Origin of the sequence: Micromonospora sp. NPDC002389, from assembly GCF_040296095.1 — a bacterium.
GTDB lineage: Bacteria > Actinomycetota > Actinomycetes > Mycobacteriales > Micromonosporaceae > Micromonospora.
Window position 1 is genome coordinate 59,491 of sequence record NZ_JBEOWP010000006.1, and the last position, 17,657, is coordinate 77,147.

The 17,657-nt window shown below is 73.8% G+C and carries 14 protein-coding genes; 8 read left to right on the forward strand and 6 right to left on the reverse strand.

From position 1 onward, the window contains the following. Positions 1-110: 110 nt before the first annotated feature. Positions 111-1,865, reverse strand: a complete 1,755-nt coding sequence (locus tag ABT008_RS13305) for a DEDD exonuclease domain-containing protein (RefSeq protein ID WP_350696263.1) — start codon at positions 1,863-1,865, stop codon at positions 111-113. A gap of 136 nt (positions 1,866-2,001) precedes the next feature. On the opposite strand from ABT008_RS13305, the gene ABT008_RS13310 reads away from it, so the two are divergent. The 3 genes from ABT008_RS13310 to ABT008_RS13320 all read left to right on the forward strand — a co-directional run bounded on the left by ABT008_RS13310 (position 2,002) and on the right by ABT008_RS13320 (position 5,998). Beyond that, positions 2,002-3,426, forward strand: coding sequence for an NYN domain-containing protein (locus tag ABT008_RS13310; RefSeq protein WP_350696265.1), 1,425 nt, complete (start codon positions 2,002-2,004; stop codon positions 3,424-3,426). A gap of 185 nt (positions 3,427-3,611) precedes the next feature. Continuing rightward, the gene (locus ABT008_RS13315) at positions 3,612-4,871 is read left to right on the forward strand and encodes a M48 family metallopeptidase (RefSeq protein WP_350696267.1); all 1,260 of its coding nucleotides are present in this window, start codon (positions 3,612-3,614) and stop codon (positions 4,869-4,871) included. Continuing rightward, positions 4,868-5,998 (forward strand): glycosyltransferase family 4 protein, encoded by a 1,131-nt coding sequence (locus tag ABT008_RS13320; protein ID WP_350696269.1) that lies wholly within the window; start codon positions 4,868-4,870, stop codon positions 5,996-5,998. The genes ABT008_RS13315 and ABT008_RS13320 overlap by 4 nt, the downstream gene beginning before the upstream one ends. A 78-nt stretch (positions 5,999-6,076) precedes the next feature. Here the strand turns inward: ABT008_RS13320 and ABT008_RS13325 are convergent, their stop codons facing one another. The 5 genes from ABT008_RS13325 to ABT008_RS13345 form a co-directional block, all read right to left on the reverse strand. Continuing rightward, positions 6,077-7,732 carry a putative bifunctional diguanylate cyclase/phosphodiesterase gene (locus ABT008_RS13325; protein ID WP_350696776.1) on the reverse strand — a complete coding sequence of 552 codons (1,656 nt, stop codon included), beginning with the start codon at positions 7,730-7,732 and terminating at the stop codon, positions 6,077-6,079. 79 nt (positions 7,733-7,811) lie between these two features. Beyond that, positions 7,812-8,621 carry an SAM-dependent methyltransferase gene (locus ABT008_RS13330; RefSeq protein WP_350696271.1) on the reverse strand — a complete coding sequence of 270 codons (810 nt, stop codon included), beginning with the start codon at positions 8,619-8,621 and terminating at the stop codon, positions 7,812-7,814. 189 nt (positions 8,622-8,810) lie between these two features. Beyond that, positions 8,811-9,479 (reverse strand): response regulator transcription factor, encoded by a 669-nt coding sequence (locus ABT008_RS13335; protein ID WP_088972416.1) that lies wholly within the window; start codon positions 9,477-9,479, stop codon positions 8,811-8,813. Positions 9,480-9,486: 7 nt separating this feature from the next. Then, positions 9,487-11,184 carry a histidine kinase gene (locus ABT008_RS13340; protein ID WP_350696273.1) on the reverse strand — a complete coding sequence of 566 codons (1,698 nt, stop codon included), beginning with the start codon at positions 11,182-11,184 and terminating at the stop codon, positions 9,487-9,489. Between the two features lie 14 nt (positions 11,185-11,198). Next, positions 11,199-12,998, reverse strand: coding sequence for an AMP-dependent synthetase/ligase (locus tag ABT008_RS13345; protein WP_350696275.1), 1,800 nt, complete (start codon positions 12,996-12,998; stop codon positions 11,199-11,201). Positions 12,999-13,136: 138 nt separating this feature from the next. Here ABT008_RS13345 and ABT008_RS13350 point away from each other — a divergent pair, with 138 nt between their 5' ends. The 5 genes from ABT008_RS13350 (at position 13,137) to ABT008_RS13370 (ending at position 17,629) form a co-directional block, all read left to right on the forward strand. After that, positions 13,137-13,592, forward strand: a complete 456-nt coding sequence (locus tag ABT008_RS13350; protein WP_350696277.1) for an SRPBCC family protein — start codon at positions 13,137-13,139, stop codon at positions 13,590-13,592. Positions 13,593-13,632: 40 nt separating this feature from the next. Then, on the forward strand, positions 13,633-14,406 hold the full coding sequence (locus ABT008_RS13355; protein ID WP_350696278.1) for a hypothetical protein: 774 nt from the start codon (positions 13,633-13,635) through the stop codon (positions 14,404-14,406). A gap of 68 nt (positions 14,407-14,474) precedes the next feature. Next, positions 14,475-15,422: an ROK family glucokinase gene (locus tag ABT008_RS13360; RefSeq protein ID WP_350696778.1), complete on the forward strand. Its 948-nt coding sequence runs from the start codon at positions 14,475-14,477 to the stop codon at positions 15,420-15,422. Position 15,423: 1 nt separating this feature from the next. Beyond that, positions 15,424-16,128 carry an endonuclease/exonuclease/phosphatase family protein gene (locus ABT008_RS13365; RefSeq protein WP_350696280.1) on the forward strand — a complete coding sequence of 235 codons (705 nt, stop codon included), beginning with the start codon at positions 15,424-15,426 and terminating at the stop codon, positions 16,126-16,128. 91 nt (positions 16,129-16,219) lie between these two features. Beyond that, positions 16,220-17,629 carry a flavin-containing monooxygenase gene (locus tag ABT008_RS13370; protein WP_350696281.1) on the forward strand — a complete coding sequence of 470 codons (1,410 nt, stop codon included), beginning with the start codon at positions 16,220-16,222 and terminating at the stop codon, positions 17,627-17,629. The last annotated feature ends 28 nt before the right edge of the window (positions 17,630-17,657 follow it).

A 17,657-nucleotide genomic window follows, 5' to 3' on the forward strand; every position in this document is an offset into this window, starting at 1 on the left:
CACCCCGCGGGCGCCGGGAGACCGGCAACCGGGAGCAGACCCTCGAAACGGGCAGGACTGCACTTCCTTAACAGAGTAAGTGAGCCGACGTAGTCCGATCGGACAGTTGCTCATGAGCGTTCGGACCAGAGTTGGTGAGACGCGCCGCTCTCGGCCTTGTCCAGCAGGTCGCGGAACCGGCCCGCGCCGGCCACCGGGGAGGCCCAACCGTCCGACATCTCGACCAGCCGGGTCTCCGGCCGTTCCAACCAGGACAGGATCCGTTCCGACTCCTCCGGGCTGGCCGCCGGGACCGGACCGTGACCGGGCGACACCGTCTCGGCGGTGGCCCGGATCGCGCTCAGGGTCGGTCGAGGGTGGACCCCGGCCGGGGAGACCCCGGCACCGGCCAGCCGGCCGTGCCGCACCAGCGCCAGCTCCCAGCCGCCCCCGCCGGCCGGGTGCGCGGCGGCCAGCTCGGCGATCCCGCTCAGCGCGGCGAGCCGCTGCATGCGGACGGTGGCCCGCAGCACCGCGGCCAGCCGGGACCGCAGCGTCGCGGCCTCCTCGTAGCGCTGGGCGGCGGCGAGCGTCTCGATCCGGGCGAGCAGGGCGTCCACCACCGGTTGCGGGTCACCGGTGGTGGCGGTGGCGAACGGCTGCACCGCGCGGTCGTCGTACTCCTCGGGGGTGATCCGGTGCTCGCAGGGCGCCGGGCAGCGACCCAGCTCGGCCAGCGCGCAGGCGGGGGTGATCGTGCGCAGTGACAGTCGGTGGGTGCACTGGCGCAGCGGCACCGCGTCGTGGAAGCCGGCGGCGGCCAGCTCCGCAGTGCGCCGCGAGGTGAACGGGCCGAGGTAGGCGCGGTCGCCGGGGGAGATCTCCCGGACCACCGACAACCGGGGGTACGGTCCGTCGGTCAGCTTCAGCCAGACCATCCGCTCCGGGAACTTCGACCGTCGGTTGTACGGCGGCGCGTGCGCCCCGATCAGCCGCAGCTCGCGGACCTCGGCCTCCAGCGAGTGCGCGCACTCGACCGCCTCGACGCGTTCGGCGGCGGCCAGCATCTCCGACATCCGGGCGCGTTTCTCTGCTGCGGTGAAGTAGCTGCGGACCCGGGTGGCGATGTCCCGGGACGTCCCCACATAGAGCGGTCGGTCGTCGGCGGCCCGGAAGATGTAGACACCGGGGGACCGGGGCAGGCCCTCGGCGAGGTGCCGCTTGCGGCGCTGGGTCGGGGTGACCGCGCGGGAGAACTCGATGGCGTCGCCGATGGTGTCGACCCGGTGACCGCCGAGCCGGCCGATGAGCCCGTGCAGGACGTCCACGGTGGCCCGGGCGTCGTCCAGCGCGCGGTGGGTCGGCTGGGTGCCGGCCCGGAAGTACGCGGCCAGCGTGGCGAGCTTGCGGTTGGGTACCTCGTCGCGCAGCAGCACCCGACGCGCCAGCGCGGCGGTGTCCAGCACCCGGGGGTTCGGCCAGCGGTAGCCGTGCCGGGCGCAGGCGGCCTTGAGGAAACCGACGTCGTACGGCGCGTTGTGCGCCACCAGCACGGCGTCCGAGACGAACTCCAGGAAGCTGGGCAGCACCTGCTCGATCGGTGGCGCCGGCAGCAGCATCGCCTGGGTGATGCCGGTCAGCACGGTGATGAACGGCGGGATCGGCACCCCGGGATTGACCAGGGTGCCCAGCACGCCCAGCTCCTCGCCACCGCGCACCTTCACCGCGCCGATCTCGGTGATCCCGCCGCCGTCCGGGGCGCCGCCGGTGGTCTCCAGGTCGACCACCACGAACGTCGTCGCGTGCAGGGGCAGCGCCGGGTCGATGCCGTCGACAGTCGGGTCGAGCCCGGCCAGCGCCGGCTGGAGGTACTCCTGTTGTGCCATCGCGGGCACGCTAACCGGCCGGTGCGACACTCCGGTCCCCGCCGTCCCACCGGCCCCGCGCGTCACCACCGGTCTAGGATGAGAGATCGGCTCACTCACCAGGCGGTGGGCCCGGTCGCGGTGGGAGACTTGCCACATGCCCCTCACCGAGCCGTCCGACGACAACCTCCCGCAGGAGGAGCAGGTCGTCGCGGTGCCGGCTGCCGGTGAGGCGGGTTCTGCCGACGGGGCGGCGACCGCTGGAGAGCCGGCGGAGCCGGAGCCGAGCCTGCCGGAGCCGGTCCGCCAACGGATCGTCTCGCTCACCGCTGCCGTGCTGCCCTCCCTGCCCTCCGACGAGGTGCCCGTGCCGCTGCGCCGGGTCGCCAAGTTCGCCCCCAACCGCCGGGCCCGACTCGGCGCGCCCGTGATCGCCGCTCAACTCGCGGCCGATCCGCTGTTCCGGCAGCGGGTCACCGCCCGGGTCCTGGCCGACGCCGGTGACCTCGGCACCGCCGTGGTGGAGGGGACCGCACCCGCCGCCGCCGACCCGGTCGAGGTGGCGGCCCTGGCCTACCTGGCCCGGCCCAGGGGCTGGCGTGAGTTGATCGACGCCAGCGGCGCGGCGGTCCGGGCCGAGGCGGACAGCGCGGTGGTCGCCGAACTGGTCCGCCTGGCCGAGCAACGGGCCACCCGCGCCGAGCACGACCGGGCGGTGGCCCGGGTCGAGGCCGACAAGCTGCGCGACGAGGTGGCCCGGGTCCGCGAGGAGATGGGCCAGCTCCGGGAGGAGGCCCGCCAACTGGCCCGTACGCTCCGGGAGACCCAGGCCCGCGAGCGCCGGGCGGCCGAACTGCTCGCCACCGAGCGGGGTCGGGCCGCCCGCGCGGCGGCCGACGCCGACGCCGAGCTGCGCCGGGCCCGGGCCCGCCTGGCCGAGGCCGAGGCGGCGGCCGGGGTGGCCCGGTCCAGCGCCAAGGAGGCCCGCTCGGTCGACGACGCGCGGCTGTGGCTGTTGCTGGAGACCATCGGGCAGGCCGCCCTCGGGTTGCGCCGCGAGCTGGCCCTGGACCCGGTCGACAAGCTGCCGGCCGACTTCGTCGCGGACGCCTACGCCGACTCGTCGGCGGCCACCCCGGCCGGTGCCGCCGCCCGCGCCCAGGACACCGACGACCCGGGCCGGTTGGACCAACTGCTCGCGCTGCCCCGGGCCCACCTGGTGGTCGACGGTTACAACGTGACCAAGCGCGGCTTCGGCGAGATGTCCCTGGAACAGCAGCGCAAGCGCCTGATCACCGGGCTCGGCGGCATCGCCGCGCAGACCGGTGACGAGGTCACCGTCGTCTTCGACGGGGCCGAACGCATGCACGGCCTGCCGCCCACCCCGCGCGGGGTCCGGGTGCTGTTCTCCCGCAAGGGGGAGACCGCCGACGAACTGATCCGCAGGCTGGTACGCGCCGAGCCGCCCGGCCGGGCGGTGGTAGTGGTCTCCTCGGACCGGGAGGTCGCCGACGGGGTACGCCGCCACGGCGCGTACCCGTTGGGGGCCGACTCGCTGCTGCGGCGGCTGTCCCGCTCCTGACCGGCCGGGGCAATCGCCGCCGGCCCGGCCCGGCGCGGGCCCGGCGGCCTCGGTGTGGTCGGCGGGGGCGCGGCACCGGTCGCGGCGGGCAATAGGATGAGCGCCCATGGCGACAGGAGCGGCGAGATGAGGCGCACGGCGGGCGTCGGACCCGGTGCCGGCCGTGGCGACGGCGGGGTGACGCGGTGAGTCCGCGCGGCTGGGCGCTGCTCACCCTGGTCTTCCTCGGCGTCGCCGTGGTGCTGGCCGCGCTGGTGCTGATCCCGTGGCAGCGCCCGCCGGCACCCCGGGCCGACCAGCTCGCGGCGCTGCGGGACCTGCCCGCCGAACAGGTCGAGCGGGCCCGGGAGTTCCGGTCGGCACTGCGCCCGGGCGGCTGGGCCGCGCTGGGCATCGGCCTGCTGGTGGCGCTGGCGCTCGGGCTGACCCCGCTGGGCAGCCGCCTGGTCGAGCTGGGCGGGCGCCCGTTCGGCGGGCACTGGATCGCCCAGGCGATCGTCGGCGGGCTGGCCGTGGTGCTCGTCGCCGACCTGCTGACGCTGCCCTTCTCCGCCTGGCGGCACAGCGTGCTCACCCGCTACGGGCTGGCCACCAACGGGTGGGGCGGCTGGACCGTGGACCTGCTCAAGTCGTACGCGGTCAGCGCGGTGATCGGCGCGGTGGCCCTGCTCGGCTTCTACACCGTGATCCGGCTGGCGCCCCGCTGGTGGTGGGCGTTCGGCGCGGCCGGTGCGGCGACCCTGGTGGTGCTGCTCTCCTTCGTGCTGCCGGTGCTCGTCGAGCCGGTGTTCAACCGGTTCAGCCCGATGGAACCGGGTCCGTTGCGGACCGAGCTGATGGACATGGCCGCCCGCGACGGCGTACCCGTGCGCGACGTGCTGGTGGCCGACGCGTCCCGGCGCACCCGCGCGGTCAACGCGTACGTCTCGGGGCTCGGCCCGACCCGGCGGGTGGTGGTCTACGACACCCTGCTGCGCGAGGCGACCCCGGCCGAGGTGAAGGCCGTCGTAGCGCACGAGCTGGGCCACGCCCGCGACCGGGACGTACCGATCTTCACGCTCACCGGCGCGTTGGGCGCGGCGGCGGCCGTGGTGGCGCTCTATCTGATCGGCTCCTGGCCGCCGCTGCTGCGCATGGCCGGGGTCGACTCGGTCGCCCAGCCCCGCGCCTTCCCGCTGCTGCTCGCCCTGGTGACGGTGGCCGGGCTGGTGTTCACACCGGTGCAGGCGCTGATGTCACGGCGACTGGAGGCGCGCGCCGACGCGCACGCGCTGGCGCTGACCGGCGACCCGGCCGCGTTCGAGGCGATGCAACGCCGCATCTCCTCGGTCAACCTCGGCGACCCGGACCCGCCCCGCTGGGAGTACCTCTACTCCGCCACGCACCCGTCCACCGTGGAGCGGATCGCCGCCGCCCGCGCCTACGCCCGAGAGGCCGGCCGATGAGCCGCACGTTGTTGATCACGAACGACTTCCCGCCCCGGCCGGGTGGGATCCAGTCCTTCGTGCACAACCTCGCGGTGCACCAGCCCGCCGGCTCGGTGGTGGTCTACGCGTCGAGCTGGCCCGACGCCGAGAAGTTCGACGCCGACCAGCCGTACGAGGTGGTGCGCGAACGCACCAAGGTGCTGCTGCCCACCCCGCTGATCGCCCGACGGGCGGCCCGGCTGGCCCGCACGTACGACTGCGACACGATCTGGTTCGGCGCGGCGGCACCGCTCGGCCTGCTCGCCAACGGGCTGCGCAGGCGGGCCGGGGTACGGCGGGTGGTCGCTCTCACCCACGGGCACGAGGTGGGGTGGGCGGCGCTGCCGGTGGCCCGGACCGCGCTGCGGCGCATCGGCCGGGGTACCGACGTGGTGACGTACCTCGGTGAGTACACCCGTACCCGCTTGGCGCGGGCGCTGGACGGGCTGACCGACCTGCGTCGGCTCGCTCCCGGGGTGGACGTGGACTTCTATCACCCGGCGGTCGACGGCAGCGGGGTGCGGCACCGGTTGGGGCTCTCCGACCGGCCGGTGGTGGTCTGCGTGTCCCGGCTGGTGCCGCGCAAGGGGCAGGACATGCTGATCCGGGCGCTGCCGCTGATCCGCCGTCGGGTGCCCGACGCCGCGCTGCTGGTGGTCGGAGGCGGCCCCTACCGGGCGACGCTGGCCCGGCTGGCCCGGCAGGCCGGGGTGGAGCGGGACGTGGTCTTCACCGGTTCGATCCCCGAGGCCGAGCTGCCGGCGCACTACGCGGCCGGTGACGTCTACGCGATGCCCTGTCGCACCCGCAACCGGGGACTGGACGTCGAGGGGCTCGGCATCGTCTATCTGGAGGCGTCGGCGGCCGGCCTGCCGGTGGTGGCCGGCGACTCCGGCGGCGCGCCCGACGCGGTTCGCGAGGGGGAGACCGGGTACGTGGTGAACGGTCGCGATGTCGCCGAGCTGACCGACCGGCTGGTCACCCTGCTCACCGACCGGGACCTGGCCCGCCAGTTCGGGGCGGCCGGTCGTGCCTGGGTGGAACAGGAGTGGCGTTGGGAGACCCAGGCCCACCGCCTGACCGACCTGCTCACCGGCCCGATGTAAGGAAGGGTCCCCTGCTAACGCCTGGTGTATAGCAGGGGACCCTTCCTAACGTCTCGGCGCCTGCGGCGCGACGACGCCTCAGCGGAGGCGGGCGAGGATGTTCTCGGCGGGGGCGGGACGGCCGAAGTGCCAGCCCTGCCCGGCGTCGCAGCCGATCGCGCGCAGCCGCTCGGCCTGCCCGACGGTCTCCACCCCCTCGGCGGTCACCGTCAGGTCCAGGGCGTGCGCCAACGAGACCAGTGAGGCGAGGATGCGTTCGTTGGCCCGGTCGTCCGGGGAGCGCAGCCCCCGGACGAACTCACCGGCCACCTTCAACTCCGTCACCGGCAGGTCACGCAGGTACGCCAGGTTGCTGTAGCCGGTGCCGAAGTCGTCGATGGCGATGCGTACGCCCAGGTCGGCCAGGGCACGCAGGGCGCGTACCGGCTCCTCGGCGCTGCTCATCATGGTGCTCTCGGTGATCTCCAGTTGCAGCCGGTGCGGCGGCAGGCCGGTCCGCCGCAGCAGGGCGCGTACCTCCTCCAACAGGCCGGGCCGGCGAACCTGGCGGACCGCGAGGTTGACGCTGACGTACGGCGGTTCGCCGGTGGCGGCCGTCCAGCCGACCGCCTCCCGGCACGCCTCGGCGAGGACCCAGGCGCCCAGCGGCACGATCAGCCCGGTCTCCTCGGCCAGCCCGATGAAGCTGTCCGGCCGCAGCACCCCCAGGTCCGGGTGGCGCCAGCGCACCAGCGCCTCCACGCCGAGCACCGAGCCGTCGTGCAGCGACGTCAGCGGCTGGTAGTCGAGGTAGAACTCGCCGCGCTCCAGGCCGGCGGGGATCGCCGCGCTCAACGCCTGACGGGCCTGCTCGCGGCTGTCGCGTTCGGCGTCGTACAGCGCCCAGCCACCACCACCGGCCATCTTGGCCCAGTGCAACGTGCTGCCGGCGGCGCGCAGCAGGTCGTCGGGGGAGGTGTCGGCGGCCCGCCGTTCCACGATCCCGACGCTGGCGGTGACCGTCACGTCGTGCCCGCCGACCACCACCGGCTCGGAGAGCGCGGCGAGGGCCGCCTCGGCCACCGCGACCACGTCACCGGTGCCGGTGGAGCGCTCCACCAGCACCACGAACGCGTCCCCGCCGAGCCGGGCCACCAGGTGCGGCTCCACCGCCCGGGACAGCCGCCGGGCCGCCGCCACCAGCGCCCGGTCGCCGATCGACTGGCCGTACGAGTCGTTGACCCGCTTGAAGCGGTCCAGGTCGAGGAAGCACAGCCCGACCCGTCGTCCGGCGCCGCCCGTACCGTCCAGCGCGGCGACCAGCCGTTCGGCGAACAGCGTGCGGTTGGGCAGACCGGTGAGCGGATCGTGGGTGGCCTGGTGGCGGAACCGGGCCTCGCTGGCCCGCAGCGCCCGTTCCGCGTCGACCCGGGCGGTCAGCGCGGCCCGGCGGATCGACTCCTGCTCGTCCAGCGTCCGGTCGTGCAGGGCGCGGGCGTAGCCGGTGGCGATCGCGGCCAGCAGCCGGGCCATCCGGTCCTCGATGTCGTCGGCGACCAGGTCGAGGTCGCGGACCAGCCGGAGCTGGATCACCTCCACGGTCCGGCCGAGCGCCTCGGCGGAGGCGACGTGCGCGGCGACCAGCGCGTTGGCGACCCGGTGGCCCACCCGCAGGTCGAGCGGCTCCGCCCGCAGCGCCTCGGCGAGTTGGTCGGTGAGCCGCTGCAACAGCATCTCCAGCTGAGCGTGCGGCATCGGCAGGTAGCTGGTCCCGGAGACCGCCTTGGCCCAGGCGCGGGCGAACGTGCCGGCGCAGGACCGGCCGTCCGGTGGCTCAACCACCGAGCCGCCCGACCCCGCCCAGGAAGACTGCCTGCTCGGCGTTCTCGGCGCTCTCCGGAGTCTCCGGACGCCACTGCGGCACCCACACCACCCCGGGCTCGACCAGCTCGAAACCGTCGAAGAACGCGGTCAGCTCGGCCCGGCTGCGCACCCAGAGCGGGCTGTCGGTGCGCTGGTAGACCTCCTCGGCCTCAGCCCGCTGGGCCTCGTCCCGGCCGTCGTCGCTGGCCTGCGAGAGCACCAGGTGGCTGCCGGGCGCCAGCGCCTCGCGCAGTGTCCGCAGCACGTCGGCCGGGCGATTGTCGTCCGGCACGAAGTGCAGCACCGCGACCACCAGCACGGCGACCGGCTCGGAGAAGTCGACCAGGGCGTTGACGTCGGGATGCGCGAGGATCCGCTCGGGATGGCGGAAGTCCTCCTGCACGACGGTGGCCCGCTCGGTGTCGGCCAGGATCTCCCGGCTGTGCGCCACCGCCACCGGGTCGACGTCGACGTAGACCACCCGGGAGTCGGGGGCGTGCCGCTGGGCGATCTCGTGCACGTTGCCGACGGTCGGGATGCCCGACCCGATGTCCAGGAACTGCCGGACTCCGGCGGCGGTGAGGTACTGCACGGCCCGGCGCAGGAACGCGCGGTTGGCCTGGGCCATCAGCGGGGCCTCCGGCACCAGTGCCATCATCGCCCGGGCCGCTGCCCGGTCGGCGGCGAAGTTGTGCGAGCCGCCGAGATAGTAGTCGTACATGCGGGCGACGCTGGGTCGTTCGACGTCGATCGTCTCGGGTGACCAGTCCGGCCGCTGCATGCCACACCCCTTCGCGCCAGCCGGGGCGACACCGCCCCGGCCGGTATTCTGCCCCGCCTGGGCGCGGGAGGCCATAGCGCGATCACCGGGATAGCGATTGACGTGCGGAGATGCGTTTTCCCGTCGAGGGGTACCCCGGCGCCCCGGCGGCGAGGACGTGCCTCGACGCCGGGTGCCGCGACGGGTGGGTCAGAACTTCGGGGCGTCCGGCGCTTCGAGCAGGCCGAGCCGCAGCGCGGTCATCAGCGCCTGGGCCCGGTTGGCCGCGCCCAGCTTCTCGTACAGCTTGGAGATGTGGGTCTTGGCGGTGGACTCGCTGACGAAGAGCTGCTTGGCGATGCCGGCGACGCTCATCCCGTCGGCGAGCAGGCGCAGCACCTGACCCTCGCGGGGGGAGAGCTGCGGGCCGGACGGGGCGAGCCGCCGCTTCATCGCCTCGGCCAGGTCGGCGGCGGTGAAGGCGCTGGGGGAGGAGGCGGCGTGCCGGGCGGCGGCGACCACCTCGTCGGCGGGCGCGGTCTTCGGCACGAACGCGCTGGCCCCGGCCTCCAGGGCACCGAAGAGCTGGTCGTCACCCGCGTACATGGTGAGCACCACGATGCCCATGGTGGCGCTGGACTTGCGCAGCGCGCGGGTGGCCTCCAGGCCACTGCCGTCGGGGAGCCGCAGGTCCATGATCACCACGTCCGGCTGCAGCGCGCCGGCCTGCCGCACACCCTCGGCCGCCGTCGCCGCCTCGCCGACGACCTCGAACTGCCGGTCACGCTCGAAGGCGTGGCGCAGGCCCTTGCGGATCAAGTCGTGATCGTCGACAAGGAGGACCTTGGTACGAGTGGCCGGTGTCGGGCTTGTGGTCATCCTCGGGTTACTCCCCTTCTGCTGCTGCGGCGGCGCTACCGCGAACGTTATCGCGCCGGGGTGACGAACCGACCACCACCGCTACGGTCGTCCCGCTCGGCTGTCGCGGCCTGATCTCCAACCGGCCTCGGATACGTTCCGCTCTCTCGGCCATGATCGCAAGACCATAGTGCCCGTCCGAGCGCTGGTCACCTATGCCGTGACCGTCATCCGACACTTCGATCTGTGCGTACGGCGGATCCACCTCGCAGGTGACCCAGAGATTGGACGCTCCGGCGTGCTTACGCGCGTTGGTGACCGCCTCCTGGGCGATGCGCAACAGCTCCGCCTCGGTGGCGGCGGGCAGCCGCGCGGTGGACTCGTCCAGCGACAGGTGCACCCGCAGCCCGCCGGAGGCGCCCACGGTCCGCGCGTACTCGGCGATCGCGGCGGCCAGGCCGCCGTGCCGGTCCACCTCGCTGCGCAGCTCGAACAGGCTCAGCCGCAGCTCGGTGATCACCCGCGTGACCTCCTGGCGCAGCGTGCGCAGCGAGTCGGCGGTCTCCTCGGCGTCGTCGTGCACGGTGGCCAGCGCGTTGTCGATGCCGTAGCCGACCATCACGAGTTCCTGGGCCACCCCGTCGTGGATCTCCCGGGCCAGCCGCTGCCGTTCCTCGTTGGTGGCCAGCGAACGCACCTCGTCGAAGAGCAGCGCCGCCTCCAGCCGCAGCGCCGCCGGGCCGGTCAGCGCGGTCACCTGGGACACCACCGAGGGCGGGTACGCCTGCCCGGCGTCGGCCTCCAGCACCACCAGCCCGACCGTCCGCAGCCCGGCGACCAGCGGCACGATCAGCGCGGAGACGTCATTGCCCCGGTGCGTGCGGGACTGCGAGCGGGCTGCGGTCTGCGGCTGCTGGCTGGCCCAGGCGTCGGCGATGGCCGAGTCGGCGTCGAGCGTGGTCTCCCAGTCGACCCGGTCGGCCCCGATCTGCGCGAGTACCACCAGCCGCCCGCCGCCACTGGCGGAGAGCACCGCACCCCGGTCGGTGCGGGCCACCGTGCGCAACTCCTCCAGCAGGTGCTCGGAGATGCCGCCCGGGTCGAGGGTCGCCCCGGGCAACTGCCGGGCCACCGTGCGGAGCTGGGTGAGCAGGCGGGTCGCCTCGGCGTACGGCTGCGGTTTGCCCTCCTGCCGGACCTGCATCACCCGGTGCAGGGTGCTGGCCGCGTACAGGCCGAGCGCGGCCAGGATCAGCCACTGGGCACAGACCGCCAGGTAACCGGGCTGGCTGAGCTGGCGTACCCCGCCGACCTCGGTCAGCGCCCCGGCGACCAGCAGGGTCCCGGCGACGACGGCGATCAGCGTGGCGCCCTCGCGGAAGCGCCGCCGCAGCGCGGTCACGGTGACCGGCACCGCGAGGTAGGGCAGCACCGCGGAGGCGCCCAGCCCGCCGACGTGCCCGCCGACGGTGGCGACCGCGGCGACCTGGCTCGCGGCCAGACCGAGCACCATCACCTCGGCCACCCGGCTCAGCGGCCCGACCAGGCGGTGCTGGGGCGCCAGCAGCGCGGGCACCCCGGCGACCGCCAGCAGGGCGATCCACCACAGTTGCGCCACGTCGCGGGTGGCGAGCAGGGTGAGGACGGCGACCAGCGCGAGTACGACCACCCGCGCCGCCGCGGCGAGCGGGTGGGAGCGGGCCAGAGCCGATGTCGAGGCGGGCACGTGACGGATCGTAGTCAGGCGCCGTAGATGTCGGCGATCTCCGCCGCGTACGTCTTGTGGACGACCTGACGCTTGACCTTCATCGACGGGGTCAGCTCACCGGTGGCCTCGGTGAAGTCGCGGGGCAGGATCCGGAACACCTTGATCGCCTCGGCCTTGGAGACCGACTGGTTGGCCTTGTCCACCGCGGCCTGGATCTCCGCCCGCAGCGCCTCGTTCTCGCGCAGCGCCTCGACGTCGGTCCCGGCCGGCAGTCCGGCCGACTCCAGCCAGGCCGGCAGCGCCTCCTCGTCGAGGGTGACCAGCGCGGCGATGAACGGCTGCCGGTCGCCGACCACCAGGCACTGGCTGACCAGACGGTGCGCCCGGACCTGGTCCTCCAGCACGGCCGGGGCGACGTTCTTGCCGCCGGCCGTCACGATGATCTCCTTCTTCCGGCCGGTGATGGTCAGGTAGCCGTCGCCGTCGAGCGAGCCGAGGTCACCGGTGTGGAACCAGCCGTCCGCGGTGATCGCCTCGGCGGTGGCCGTGTCGTTGTGCCAGTACCCCTGGAAGATCAGGTCGCCGGCGATGAGGACCTCGCCGTCGTCGGCGATCCGGATGCTCACGCCGGGCAGCGGGCGACCGACGGTGCCGATCCGGGTGAAGTCCGGCAGGTTCGCCGAGGCGGCGGGGGAGGTCTCGGTCAGGCCGTACCCCTCGCAGACGGTGACGCCGACGCCCCGGAAGAAGTGCCCCAGCCGCGCGCCGAGCGGTGCACCGCCGGAGATCGCGTCCCGGCACCGGCCGCCCAGCGCGGCCCGCAGCTTGGCGTAGACCAGCCGGTCGAAGAGCGCGTGCTGCACGCGCAGGCCCAGGCCCGGACCGGTCGAGGTCTCCAGTGCCTCGCTGTACGCGATGGCGACCGCCTCGGCCCGCGCGAAGATCTTGCCCTTGCCGGCGGCCTCGGCCTTCTGCTTCGCGCCGTTGTAGACCTTCTCGAAGACCCGGGGCACGGAGAGTACGAAGGTCGGCCTGACCTCCTGCAACTCGGCGACCAGGTGCTTCGGGTCGGCGCAGTGCGCCATGGTGACCCGGGCGTGCACCACGCCGATCTGGATGAGCCGGGCGAAGGAGTGCGCCAGCGGCAGGAACAGCAGCGTCGACGCGTTCGGGCGGAACAGGTTCGGCAGCACCGGGACCGCGTTGGCGATGTCGGCGTACATGTTGCGGTGGGTCAGCACGCAGCCCTTGGGCCGGCCGGTGGTGCCGCTGGTGTAGATGATGGTGGCGACGTCCGAGGAGCGCAGGGCGGCGCGGCGCCGGTCGATCTCGGTCGGTTCCACCGCCGCGCCCGCGGTGACGAGCTCGTCCACGCCGCCGAGGTCGATCTGCCAGAGGTGGGCCAGGTCGGGCAGGTCGTCGCGGACGCCGGACACCAGGGTGGCGTGCGCGGTCGTCTCCACCACGACGCCGACGGCACCGGAGTCGGCCAGGATCCAGGCGGCCTGCTCGGCGCTGGAGGTCTCGTAGATCGGCACGGTGACCGCGCCGGCCGCCCAGATGGCGTAGTCGACCAGGGTCCACTCGTACCGCGTGCGGCTCATCAGCGCGACCCGGTCACCGGGGCGGACCCCGGCCGCGACCAGGCCCCGGGCCACCGCCACCACCTCGTCGCGGAACTCCCGGCAGGTCACGTCGACCCATCCGCCGGAGCCGTCGCGCCGGACGAACTGGACCGAGTCGGGGGCGGCTTCGGCGTTGTCCCAGACCGGGTCGGTGAGGTTGGCGGAATCGCCGACCGTGACGATCGGCGGGACGGAGAACTCGCGCACCTGCACTCCCTCGTGCTCGCTGGCCGGATCTGCCGCCCGGGCGGCTGGAGTGAAACCTACCGTCTGACCGGCGTACGAGCACATCGCAGGTGGGGCGGTGCGGCGCGGGGCCCGCCTCGGGGCGGGTAGCCTCCCCCCATGGCGGACTCCTCCACCCAGTCGATCACCATCGGCGCGCCACCGGACCGGGTGGTGGCGGTGATCTGTGACTTTCCGAGCTATCCCGAGTGGGCCGAGGCGGTGCGGCAGGCCGAGGTCGTCGAGGAGTACGAGGACGGCTATGCCAGCCAGGTCCGGTTCGTCCTCGACGCCGGGGTGATGGCCGACGAGTACGTGCTCGAGTACGGCTACTCCGAGGACCTGTCCCACATCGAGTGGCACCTGGTGGCCCCCTCGAAGATGCAGAAGTCCCAGCGTGGCTCGTACGACCTGGTGGCCGACGCCGACGGGGGCACCACCGTGACGTACACGCTGGAGGTGGACCTCGCGGTCGGAATGCTCGGGATGTTCCGCCGCAAGGCCGAGAAGATGATCATGGACGCCGCGTTGAAGCAGCTCAAGCGCCGGGTAGAAGCACTCGGTGCGGCGCAGTGACGCGTCCGGCGACCCGGTCGCCACGGTAGAGGAGCCCAGCATGGGTGCGACAGATCCGGGTACGGCCCGGGAAGAGGCGGAGCGGCTGGTCGCCACTCTGCTGGCCGGCGTCAGGCTGGCCGCCGCGAATCCCGGCGCCGGGCCGTTCGGCCCGCTCGGTGGGATGGTGACCAGTGTCCTCGGTCACAAGGACGCCCCCGGCGACCGGGCTGGTCACGCCGAACCGACCGGCGTCGGTTTCGCCACCGGTGCCGCAGAATGCTGTGTCTGTCCGGTCTGTCGAGGTATCGCCGCGTTGCGTGACCCGAGTCCGGAGTTCGCCGAGCGGCTGGCCACCGGCGCCGGGGACCTCGCCGCCGGTCTGGCCAGCTTCCTGCGGGCCTTCACCCCGACCGAACCGCCCTTCGACCCCAGCGCACCGCCCTCCGCCCCGCGCCAGCCCGCCCCCGGCCACGCCGGGTCCCCGTCCGACCCCCCGGCGCCCACCGCCGGCCCGTCCACGCCCGCCGGGCGCAGCCCGGACAGCGATCACGTGTGGCGCGAGGCCACCCGTACCGGGCATGATTCTCAGCCGGCACCGGAGCGGGACGTCTGGTCCGCCGCCACCCGGGCGGAGGACGACGCCGCGCCGGTCGCCACGCCCGTCGACGCCGCCGGGCCGGTCGGGCCGACCGCACGCCGTACGCCGGGCGACCGCCCGGTGGTGCCCGCCTCGCGGGTGCCCGACGGTGCGCCCGCGCCGGGTGACGAGCCCGCAGCGGAGGCGGAGGCTGTGCCCGGCAGGCCGCAGGGCGAGCCAGGCGACGGGGCCTGACCAGGGAGGACCCGTACCACCGGCGAGGGCAGGTGCGCGGGGTGGCACAGCAGAGGGGAGTGGCGGCGGTGACGCTGACCATCGGAGTCGACGTCGGTGGCACGAAGGTGGCCGGCGGTGTCGTCGACGACACCGGCAGGGTTCTCGTGCAGACCCGACGGGACACCCCCGCCGACGACGTCGGCAAGACGCGGGACGTCATCATCGAACTGGTCACCGAGCTCGCCTCCGGACACGAGATCCAGGCGGTCGGCATCGGCGCGGCGGGCTGGATCGACGCCGGCCGCTCGACCGTCCTGTTCGCCCCCAACCTGGCCTGGCGCGACGAGCCGCTGCGCGCGTACGTCAGCGCGGCCGTCGGGCTGCCGGTGATCGTGGAGAACGACGGGAACGTGGCCGCCTGGGCCGAGTTCCGCTACGGCGCCGCCCGGCAGGCCGACGACTCGATGGTCATGTTCACCATCGGCACCGGTGTCGGCGGCGGCATCGTGCTCGGCGGTGAACTGGTCCGGGGTGCCAACGGCATCGCCGCCGAACTCGGACACATGCTCACCGTGCCCGACGGCCACCAGTGCGGCTGCGGGCGGCTGGGCTGCATCGAGCAGTACGCCAGCGGCAGCGCCCTGGTCCGGTTCGCCCGCGCCGCCGCCCGGCAGGAGCCGCACCGCGCCACCGCGCTGCTGGAGCTCGCCGACGGTGAGGCCGAGGCGATCACCGGCCCGATGGTGACGGCCGCGGCCAAGGGCGGTGACCCGGTGTCCGCCGAGGCGTTCGCCCAGGTCGGCCGCTGGCTCGGCACCAGCCTGGCGGACATGGCGCAGATCCTCGACCCGCAGGTCCTGGTCGTCGGCGGTGGCGTCATCGACGCCGGTGACCTGCTGATGGGCCCGACCCGGCGCTCGTTCACCGATGCGCTGGCGCAGCGCAGCCGGTTGCCGGTGGCCGACATCCGCCCCGCCGAGCTGGGCAACTCCGCCGGCGTCATCGGCGCGGCCGACCTCGCCCGACGGGTCTGAGATGAGCGCTCCCGGCGTGCCGCTGCGCGTCGTGTCCTACAACGTGCACGGCCAGCGTGACGACACCGCCGCGCTGGCCGAGGTGGTCCGCACCACGGCACCGGACGTGGTGGTGGTCCAGGAGGGCCCGCGTCGCTTCCGGTGGCGGGAGAAGTCGGCCGCGTTGGCCGAGTCGTTCGGCCTGGTGGTCGCCGCCGGTGGGCTGCCCGCCCTGGGCAACCTGATCCTGACCGACCTGCGGGTACGGGTGACCGGCGCCCGCTGCCAGCGGTTCCCGCTCACACCGGGGCGGCACCTGCGTGGCGCCGCGTACGCCGACTGCGTGGTGGGCCGGTCCGCCCGCTTCACCGTGGCCGGCTCGCACCTGTCCACCGATCCGACCGAGCGGCCCGGTCAGGCGGAGCTGTTCCGGCGGGACCTGGCCGCCGCGCCGTACCCGGTGATCGCCGCCGCCGACCTGAACGAGGAGCCGGGCGACCCGGCCTGGCGGACCGTGGCGGAGGGGCTGACCGACACGGCGGTGGCCGCGGACCGCGCCGACCGGCTCACCTACTCCTGCGCGAACCCCCGGCGACGCATCGACGCCCTCTTCGTCGACCCCCGGATCACCGTGGTCGACTACGACGTGCTGGACACCCCACTGACCCGCCGTGCCAGCGATCATTTTCCGATCCTGGTCGACCTGCTGATTCCCGCCGTCGACTGACCTTCGGCGCTCCGGCGGACTGGACATCCCGCTCCGTTGTGGAGAGGATTTCGCGCGACCCGGCACCCGTGCCGAGACGAAGGAGACCCCGGTGCCCACCCCCACCGCGCACCACGGTCGGTCCGAACCGGAGACGACCCCCCTCGCCCGCAGCAGTGACGGCCGCCCGGTCTCCGACCGGGGCGACACCGTCTGCGTCATCGGCGCCGGCGCCAGCGGCCTGACCGCCGTCAAGAACCTTGCCGAGCACGGCTTCGGCGTCGACTGTTACGAGCGCGAGACGGGCATCGGCGGCGCCTGGAACTGGCGGCACGACCGCAGCCCGGTGTACGCCAGCACGCACCTGATCTCGTCGCGGCCGTTCACCCAGTTCCCCGACTTCCCGATGCCCGACGACTGGCCCGACTACCCGCACCACAGCCAGTTGCTGTCCTACTTCGAGCGGTACGCCGACCACTTCGACCTGCGCCGGCACATCTGGTTCGGCACCGAGGTGGTGCGGGTCGAGCCGGTCGCCGACGACCGCTGGGACGTCACCACCCGCAGCACCGGCGGGTACGGCCCGGAGCGCACCTCCCGGTACGCGGCCGTGGTGATCGCCAACGGACACAACTGGTCGCCGAAGCTGCCCCGCTACGAGGGACTGGAACAGTTCCGGGGCGAGGTGATGCACGCGTCGTCCTACAAGGACCCGGCCCAGTTGCGGGGCAAGCGGGTGCTGGTGGTGGGCGCCGGCAACACCGGGTGCGACATCGCGGTGGAGGCCGCGCAGCAGGCGGCACGCTGCTGGCACTCCACCCGCCGGGGCTACTGGTACGCCCCGAAGTACGTCTTCGGCCGCCCGGCCGATCAGGTCAACGACACCCTGTTGGCGTTGCGGGTGCCGCTGCGGGTACGGCAGTGGCTCTATCACCGCACGCTGCGGCTGACCGTCGGCGACCTGACCCGTTTCGGCCTGCCCCGGCCCGACCACCGGGTGTACGAGACGCACCCGATCGCCAACAGCCAGCTCGTCTACTACGTCGGCCACGGCGCGATCACGCCGGTGCCGGACGTGACCCGGTTCCACCCGCACTCGGTGGAGCTGACCGACGGCCGGCAGATCGACCCGGAGGTGGTCGTCTGCGCCACCGGCTACCTGCCGCGCTTCGAGTTCCTGGACGCGAAGATCCTCGGCGACGACGAGGGCGTGGGCCGGCCCCGGTTGTGGCTCAACGCCTTCGTGCCGGAGCACCCCACCCTCGCGGTGACCGGGCTGCTCCAACCGGACTCCGGTGTGTTCACCCTGTCGCACTGGCAGGCGGTGCTCTTCGCCCGGCTGCTGCGGCTAAGGACCACCCGGCCGGAGCGGGCGACGGCGTTCGCCGCGCGGGTCCGTGCCGGCGCCGGGGAGCGCTACTCGGGTCAGGTCAAGGACTCGACCCGGCACTGGTTCGAGGTCGGCCACGCCGACTACCTGCGGGTGCTGGAACGCACGCTGCGCGACCTGGAGGCCAAGTGAGCGAGCGAAGCGAGGCGGCGGCGTGAGC

Bases quoted from the DNA above. Each gene is read 5' to 3' on its own strand.
- ABT008_RS13305 (WP_350696263.1), bottom strand. From the start codon at position 1,865: ATGGCACAACAGGAGTACCTCCAGCCGGCGCTGGCCGGGCTCGACCCG.
- ABT008_RS13310 (WP_350696265.1), top strand. From the start codon at position 2,002: ATGCCCCTCACCGAGCCGTCCGACGACAACCTCCCGCAGGAGGAGCAG.
- ABT008_RS13320 (WP_350696269.1), top strand. From the start codon at position 4,868: ATGAGCCGCACGTTGTTGATCACGAACGACTTCCCGCCCCGGCCGGGT.
- ABT008_RS13325 (WP_350696776.1), bottom strand. From the start codon at position 7,732: ATGCCGCACGCTCAGCTGGAGATGCTGTTGCAGCGGCTCACCGACCAA.
- ABT008_RS13330 (WP_350696271.1), bottom strand. From the start codon at position 8,621: ATGCAGCGGCCGGACTGGTCACCCGAGACGATCGACGTCGAACGACCC.
- ABT008_RS13335 (WP_088972416.1), bottom strand. From the start codon at position 9,479: ATGACCACAAGCCCGACACCGGCCACTCGTACCAAGGTCCTCCTTGTC.
- ABT008_RS13350 (WP_350696277.1), top strand. From the start codon at position 13,137: ATGGCGGACTCCTCCACCCAGTCGATCACCATCGGCGCGCCACCGGAC.
- ABT008_RS13355 (WP_350696278.1), top strand. From the start codon at position 13,633: ATGGGTGCGACAGATCCGGGTACGGCCCGGGAAGAGGCGGAGCGGCTG.
- ABT008_RS13365 (WP_350696280.1), top strand. From the start codon at position 15,424: ATGAGCGCTCCCGGCGTGCCGCTGCGCGTCGTGTCCTACAACGTGCAC.